The 7,016-nt window shown below is 69.7% G+C and carries 8 protein-coding genes; 3 read left to right on the top strand and 5 right to left on the bottom strand.

Going from position 1 to position 7,016, the window contains the following annotated elements; all coding sequences use genetic code 11:
• Both ACRDUX_RS17760 and ACRDUX_RS17765 read left to right on the top strand, forming a co-directional pair.
• On the top strand, window positions 1–418 hold a 418-nt coding region (locus ACRDUX_RS17760), incomplete at its 5' end, for a THUMP-like domain-containing protein (RefSeq protein WP_526415334.1).
• 65 nt (window positions 419–483) lie between these two features.
• Window positions 484–1,179, top strand: coding sequence for an esterase (locus ACRDUX_RS17765; RefSeq protein WP_526415340.1), 696 nt, complete (start codon window positions 484–486; stop codon window positions 1,177–1,179).
• 19 nt (window positions 1,180–1,198) lie between these two features.
• Here the strand turns inward: ACRDUX_RS17765 and ACRDUX_RS17770 are convergent, their stop codons facing one another.
• Window positions 1,199–2,515: a BamB-related PQQ repeat family beta-propellar protein gene (locus tag ACRDUX_RS17770; RefSeq protein ID WP_526415335.1), complete on the bottom strand. Its 1,317-nt coding sequence runs from the start codon at window positions 2,513–2,515 to the stop codon at window positions 1,199–1,201.
• A gap of 146 nt (window positions 2,516–2,661) precedes the next feature.
• Here ACRDUX_RS17770 and ACRDUX_RS17775 point away from each other — a divergent pair, with 146 nt between their 5' ends.
• Window positions 2,662–3,399, top strand: a complete 738-nt coding sequence (locus tag ACRDUX_RS17775) for an acyltransferase (protein ID WP_526415336.1) — start codon at window positions 2,662–2,664, stop codon at window positions 3,397–3,399.
• 4 nt (window positions 3,400–3,403) lie between these two features.
• Here ACRDUX_RS17775 and ACRDUX_RS17780 read toward each other — a convergent pair whose 3' ends face one another.
• The 4 genes from ACRDUX_RS17780 to ACRDUX_RS17795 all read right to left on the bottom strand — a co-directional run.
• A complete protein-coding gene (locus ACRDUX_RS17780; protein ID WP_526415337.1) occupies window positions 3,404–4,168 on the bottom strand; it encodes an ArsR/SmtB family transcription factor in 765 nt (254 codons plus the stop codon).
• Window positions 4,161–5,576 carry an MFS transporter gene (locus ACRDUX_RS17785; RefSeq protein ID WP_526415338.1) on the bottom strand — a complete coding sequence of 472 codons (1,416 nt, stop codon included), beginning with the start codon at window positions 5,574–5,576 and terminating at the stop codon, window positions 4,161–4,163. The genes ACRDUX_RS17780 and ACRDUX_RS17785 overlap by 8 nt, the downstream gene beginning before the upstream one ends.
• A 53-nt stretch (window positions 5,577–5,629) precedes the next feature.
• Window positions 5,630–6,898, bottom strand: a complete 1,269-nt coding sequence (lysA, locus tag ACRDUX_RS17790; RefSeq protein WP_526415339.1) for a diaminopimelate decarboxylase — start codon at window positions 6,896–6,898, stop codon at window positions 5,630–5,632.
• 5 nt (window positions 6,899–6,903) lie between these two features.
• A partial coding sequence (locus ACRDUX_RS17795) for a hypothetical protein (RefSeq protein WP_526415341.1) occupies window positions 6,904–7,016 on the bottom strand: 113 nt, incomplete at its 5' end.

A 7,016-nucleotide genomic window follows, 5' to 3' on the forward strand; every position in this document is an offset into this window, starting at 1 on the left:
GGAGATCACCGACGCCGAGTCCGACGACTGCGCCGTCGCCCCGGCGGGCCGCTGGATCGTCGACCCCGACGGCGCGGTGGTCAGGGCGGGTCTGGTGCGCCACTACGGTGCGCGGCACGGCCTGTGGCAGCTGGACGCGGCGATCGCCTACCTGACGGGTGACGAGTTGCCGGACGGGGTGCGGGGCTTCGAGGTGCTCGCCGAGCTCGGGTTCTCCGAACGCGCGTTGCGGCAGGAACTTTCGGCGCGTGACGTTGGTGCGTGCGAGATCCTCGTCCGAGGTGTCGCCGTCGACCCCGACGTACTGCGGGCGCGGCTGCGACTTCGCGGCTCGGTACGCCTGTCGGTGGTGATCACCCGAATCGGTGCGGGAAGTGCCAGCAGGGCAGTGGCATACGTTTGCCGACCCTCCCGATGAGGCCACGGGTACTGTGGCGTCGGCGGCGCCGGTGCCGCACCATCGGTGGAGGTTATGGACGGATGATGCGCATTTCCACGCTGGCCTTGGCCGCCTCTGCGGTGGCAGTGTTCGGTTGGTCGGGCACTGGGGTCGTGTCCGCGGCGCCTCCCAGGTGTGCCGATCTCGGTGGCGTCGTCGACAGCACTCAGACGTGCCAGATCCAGGCGACGGATCCGGGGTATTCGCTGAACATCAGCTACCCGGTCAACTATCCGGACGTGCAGCCGGTCTTCGACTACGTCAAGCAGACCCGCGACGGATTCCTCAACGTGGCCAAGATGCCGGATGGGCGCGCGACGCCCTACGAGTTGGACACCACGGCCACCCAGTACAGCTCTGACGTCCCACCGCGGGGCACTCAGAGCGTGGTGTTCAAGACGTACCAGGGCGTCGGCGGCGCGCACCCACAGACGTTCTACAAGTCGTTCAACTGGGACCAGGGGCTGCACGAGCCCATCACGATCGACAACCTGTTCCGCGAGAGCACCGCGCCGTTCCCGGTCCTCTTCCCGCTGGTGCAGGCCGAGGTGGACAAGCAGTTGAGCCAGCCGGTGACGATTGCGCCCGGGGACGGTCTGGACCCGACGAAGTACCAGAACTTCGCCATCACCAACGACTCACTGATCTTCTTCTTCAGCCAGGGCGATCTGCTCCCTGAAGCGGCGGGAGCGTTGCAGGTGACGGTTCCGCGCGGGCCCGTCGACGCGATGATCGCCTGACGGCGGTCAGCAAGGGGCGTCAGGCAGGGGCGAAGCCGAACACCCGACCGTCACTCGTCGCGGCCACCACGCGGCGGTCGTGGCCGATCGACACCCCGACCGGGTAACCCGTCGCGCCCGGTAGGGGATAGCTGTTGAGCGTGTGACCGTCGGCCGGGTCGAACACCAGCAGTGCCATCCCCGCCGTATCGCCGTCGGCGCCCGTGCGCGTCACGGTGTACGCGGCGGACTTCCCTGCCAGGCTGGACGTCGCCAGCGGCTCGACGTCGTCGCGCGTCCAGGTCACCTCCCCGTGGTCGCCGTCGTCCTTGATCCCGGTCAGCTTGGTGTCTGGCCCGCCGCCGGACACGATCAGCCCGTCCGGTGACACCGATGGGGGCGTCTGCGGTTGAAAGTTCAACGGCACCGACCACTTCGGCTTGCCGTCGGCGGAGTTGAGCGCCCACAGGTGCCCATCGCGGCCGTTGACGTAGACGGTGTTGCCGTCGGCGGACAGGACGGGCGCCGCGAGCGGTCCGCCGCCAACGGCCGTGCTCGTCCAGCTACGCACCAGCAGCGGGGTCTGGCCAGGCCGGTAGCGCAACCCCACGACCTCAGGGGCTGCGGCGTCCGGCTCCCACAGCGTGGTCACGACGATGCCCGTCGCTGCCGAGAACGCCGGGGCCGCCGCCACCGGGCAGCGTGGCCGGCCCTGCTGGCAGTCGGCGAGCCCGCGCTGCGAATCGGTGGGGTCGACGCCGTCCACCAGATCCAGCGCCGTTCCGTCGACGGTGCCGCGGTGCGCGTCGTAGACCAGCACCTGCCCCAGATGCGTCACTACCAGGAGTTCGCCTGCGGACAGCAGGCGCGGCGTCATCGGCAGGCCGATCACCGGAGAGCGCCAACGGATCCACTGCGTCGGCGGAAACGACATCATCGCGCCCGGCTGCCCGACGTAGAGGTTGTCGAACCCGTCGAACAGCGGACTCGACAGGCCGCCGCCCTGCCACAGCCTGGAGCACCAGCGCTGGCGTGCCCGGTTGTCGGTCTCCCACACCATCAGCGAGCAGCCGCCCGCGGTCTGGGCGTTGACGGCCAGGTAGTCACCGGAGCCCAGCGCCACCTGCGCTTGGACCTCGCCCTTGGCGGAGCGGATCCAGTCCAGCCGCAGGGCGGTCGACCCGTCGACCTTCACGGAGCTGCTGTTCGCGGCGTCGGCGTACTGCGCCGACCAGCCGTCGGCCGGATGGGCGTCCACCCAGGTGTCGGTGTTGCCGCATCCGCCAGAGATCAGCGTCATGAACGCCGCGAGCGCCACCACAGCCACGCGGCGGGCGGTCGTTCCAGGAGCAGGCATCGAGTCCCGAGACTATCCCGAGGTCCGGTGGGCAGGAGCGCAGCGACCCGGGGAGTGTCGCGGTGGGCTGGGGGTACCCCCGCTTGCGGGGGAGAGCGCAGCGACCCGGGAATGTCACGGGAAGTCCTCTTGTAGGCTCATCCGCCATGACCACGATGTGGGGCGCCCCACTTCACCAGCGTTGGCGCGGCTCGCGGCTCCGTGACCCGCGGCAGGCCAGGTTCCTCACGCTGGCATCGCTGAAGTGGGTGCTCGCGAACAAGGCGTACTCACCGTGGTACCTGGTTCGCTACTACCGGCTGCTGAAGTTCAAGCTCGCCAACCCGCACGTCATCACCCGCGGCATGGTGTTCCTCGGCAAGGGTGTGGAAATTCAGGCCACCCCCGAGATGTCCCAGCTGGAGATCGGCCGTTGGGTTCACATCGGCGACAAGAACACCATCCGCTGCCACGAGGGTTCGCTACGCATCGGCGACAAGGTCGTCCTCGGCCGTGACAACGTCATCAACACCTACCTCGACATCGAAATCGGGGACTCCGTGCTGATGGCCGACTGGTGCTACATCTGCGACTTCGACCACAAGATGGACAGCATCGAGCTGCCGATCAAGGACCAGGGCATCGTCAAGAGTCCCGTTCGGATCGGCCCAGACACCTGGGTCGCGACCAAGGTGACGGTGCTCCGGGGTACCTCCGTCGGGCGCGGTTGCGTGCTGGGTTCGCATGCCGTGGTCAAGGGCGAGGTGCCCGACTTCTCGATCGCGGTGGGCGCTCCCGCGAAGGTGGTCAAGAACCGGAAGCTGGCGTGGGAGACCTCGGCTGCCGAGCGCGCCGAGCTGGCCGCGGCGCTGGCCGACATCGAGCGCAAGAAGGCGGCGCGCTGACGGCTCACTGGGGCCAGTCGATGCCGAAACACTCGGCTAGCGCGGTCTGACCGCGGCCCGTCACCGTCAGGGCCCGTCCGCGCGGCGCACGCTTGACCCAACCCGCGGACACGAAGCGATCGAGGACGGCACGGCCGAGGGCACCGGACAGGTGGTGACTCTGTTCGGTCCAGTCGATGCAGTAGCGAACGAGTGGCCTTGAGCCCGACGGCAGTTCGATGCCGACGTCGGCGAGGAAGGACCCACCTGCGGCGGTGACTCGGTAGTCGACGTCGTGCCCGTGGTTGCTCAACGTGTCGTGGCGGTGCCGCAGCGGGTCGTAGTGACCGTTGCCGCCGATCAGCACGTCACGGTGCAGCAGGCTGCCCATGAGGGCGACGCCCAGTTTGCCTGCGAAGTGGTCATAGCAGGTACGGGCCGACCGCAGACGCGCGGCATTGGTGCCTTCGCGCAGCGACCGGACGGGCCGGGACGGCGCCAGCTGTCCCAGCCGTTCCAGGAGTTCGGCGACCTCGGTGCCTGCGAGCCGGTAGTACCGGTGCCTGCCGTGGGATTGCACCGTCAGCAACCCGGCATCCGTCAGCTTGCCGAGGTGGCTGCTGGCGGTCGACCGGCTCACGCCCGCTTCGTCGGCGAGCACGCTGGCGGGAAGGGCCCTGCCGTCGTCCAGAGCGAGCAGCACCTTGCACCGGGCCGGGTCGGCGAGCAGAGCCGCGAGGGCGGCGATGTCGGCGTCACCGGTCGCGGGGAGGTCGGCGGGTTCACGCATGAAAGTCCTCCTTCGTTGGCACGGCGGCGGCCCGTCGCGTCGGCCTTGCGTACCGCAGAACCAGAATGGCGCCGACGGTCTCGACGATGCCACCCGTCAGCACGGCCGCGCGCACACCCTCGGTGAACGTGGCGCCGGAGTCGGCATCCCGGCTGACGATCGCCAGCACCGTGCCCATCACGGCTATGCCGACGGTGATGCCCACCAACCGGGCGAGGTTCACCACGCCCGAGGCCAGCCCCGCACGGTCGGACGTGACGGCCGACATCGCAAAGCCCACCGCAGGACCGGTGTTGAAGGCCAGGCCTGCGCCCGCCAGCACGAACGCCGTCTGCAGCACCAGCAGGTCGGCCTCGGGGCCCGCGCCCGCGTACAGGAGCATGCCCGCGCCCATGGCCAGCAGTCCAAGGGTCATCGGCAGCCGGGGTCCCGCGCGTCGCGCGACGGCGTTCACGACGGGGACCAGCGCCAGGTAGGTCAGCGGCATCGGCAGGAACTGAACTGCCGTCGCCAGCGCACTGGCGCCCCGTTGTTGTTGGAACGCAAGGCTGTTCACGAACAACATGCCGTAGGTGCCGAACGTCATCGCGGAGGTCGCCACCAATGCGACCGTGAGTTGGCGGTTGCCGAAGAACTCGGATGGGACCATGGCGTCGGTGGCCCGCCGTTGCGACGACGCGAACGCGGCGCAGGCAATCACGACGAGAACGGCCAGCAACCCCGCCCGCACCGGCCCAAGGGTGCGGCCCTCCACCAGAACGAACGTCAGACTGCCGAGGGCCACGATGGCCAGGATCTGGCCGCGAAAATCGGTCCCGGCGGCCCCGGAGTTGCGCGATTCTGGCAGGTAGCGCCGTGACATCGCCAACGCCAGAAGACAGACGGGCCCGTTGAGCCAGAAGATGAACCGCCACCCCGCAGTGTCGGTGAGGACGCCGCCGATCACCGGCCCGAGCGCGGCACTCGACGCCGCAGTCGCCGCCCAGGCCGCGGTCGCCCGAGCCCGCCCGGCCGCCCCGGGGAAGGCGGCCGAGGCAATGGCGAGGCCCTGCGGCAGCATGACGGCGGCGGCAACGCCCTGGGCCGCGCGGGCGGCCAGCAGGACGCCGAGGCTGGGCGCCAGCGCGCAGGCCACTGACGTGCCGATGAATCCGATCAGGCCGAGGCGCAGCATCCGGCGTCGGCCGAACCGGTCGCCGAGCGAGCCCGCGGTCAGCAGCACGGCCGCGAACGTGACGTTGTAGGCATCGGTGGTCCACTGCACGCCGGACACCCCGCCGCCGAGGTCGGCCCGGATGGCGGGCAGCGCCAGGTTGACGGCATTGCTGTCGATGAGCCCGGCGAAGAGTCCCAGGTATGCGGCGGCCAGGGTCAAGACGGTGGACCGCTCCGAAGGGCGAGAAGACATGTCCGCACGCTATGGCCGGAATGATTCGACGCCGGTCGAAGTATCCGGGGGACTCAGGTCACGTCGCGGGCCAACAGGTCATCCCAGGTGTCACGACGGACGACCAGGCGTGCGGTCCCGCCGGTCACGAACACCACCGGGATGCGGCGGGCACCGTTGTACTGGTTGGACATGGTGTAGCAGTAGGCGCCCGTGACCGGTACGGCCAGCAGGTCGCCGACCACTGGATCCGCCAGCGCGACACCGTCGATCAGCTGGTCGCCCGACTCGCAGTGCCGCCCGACCAGGTTGACCGGGGTGCCCCCGCCCACGCGGTCGACGATCGTCGCTTCGAAGCGCTGTCCGTACAGCGACACCTCCAGGTTGTCGCCCATGCCGCCGTCGACCGCGACGTGGGTGAACTCCCCGCGCTTCACGGTCGTCACGCGGTAGACGGTGCACGCCGCGCTCGCCACCATGCTGCGCCCTGGTTCGACGATGATGCGGCTGTCGGCAGGCAACAGCGAGTCGGCCGCGGCGACCATCGCATCGGCGTACTGCGCCAGCGTGGGCGGCCGTTCGTCGTAGGTGTACCGCACCCCGAGGCCGCCGCCAAGGTCGTAGACGTCGAACGTGCCCAGTGCGGCCAGCGGCGCGACGGCGGCCGCCAGCTGGTCGACGTCGAGGATCTGCGAACCGACGTGGGTGTGCAGGCCGTCGCAGCGCAGCCCGCCGATGCGTCCGATGCGGGCGATCGCGGCCCTGGCGTCGTCGGGCATCAGGCCGAACTTGGAGCCGGCGTGACCGGTCGCGACGGACGCATGCGTGGCGGCCTCGATCCCGGGGATCACTCGGACCAGACACGGCTGGACGTGGCCGGGCGGCACGATGCGTTCCAGCCGGTCGATGTCGTCGAAGTTGTCGACGACGATGAGCCCGACGCCGTGGCGTACCGCGAGTTCGAGCTCCTCGTCACCCTTGGCGTTGCCATGCAGTACCAGTCGCGCCGGGTCGGCGCCTGCGGCGAGCGCGGTGACGATCTCACCGCCGCCCGCGACGTCGAGGTGCAGGTGCTCTTCGGCCATTAGTCGCTGAACGGCGGTGCAGGGGAAGGACTTCGATGCGAAGGCGACGTCGGTTCGCGGTCGGCGGCTTCGGAATTCCCGCAGATACTCGCGGGCCCTGCTGCGCAACGCGCCCTCGTCGACCACCAGAACCGGGGTGCCGAATTCTGCCGCCAGGTCATCGAGGCGGCACCCGCCGACGACCAGCGTGCCGTCGCCGTCGGGGTGGGTTCCCGGCGGGAAGAGGTCGAGGACGTCTCCCCCCATGCCCAAGCTCATCGGTGTCAGCCCCGGTCCGGGAGCGCATGCTCGACGATGAGCCGCCTGCGGTGTGGCTCGCGCTCGCGGCGCTTCGCGCTGAGATAGACCTGAGCGGTTTCGGCGGCCACCGTATGCC

It is taken from the genome of Mycobacterium sp. (assembly GCF_050701675.1).
GTDB lineage: Bacteria > Actinomycetota > Actinomycetes > Mycobacteriales > Mycobacteriaceae > Mycobacterium.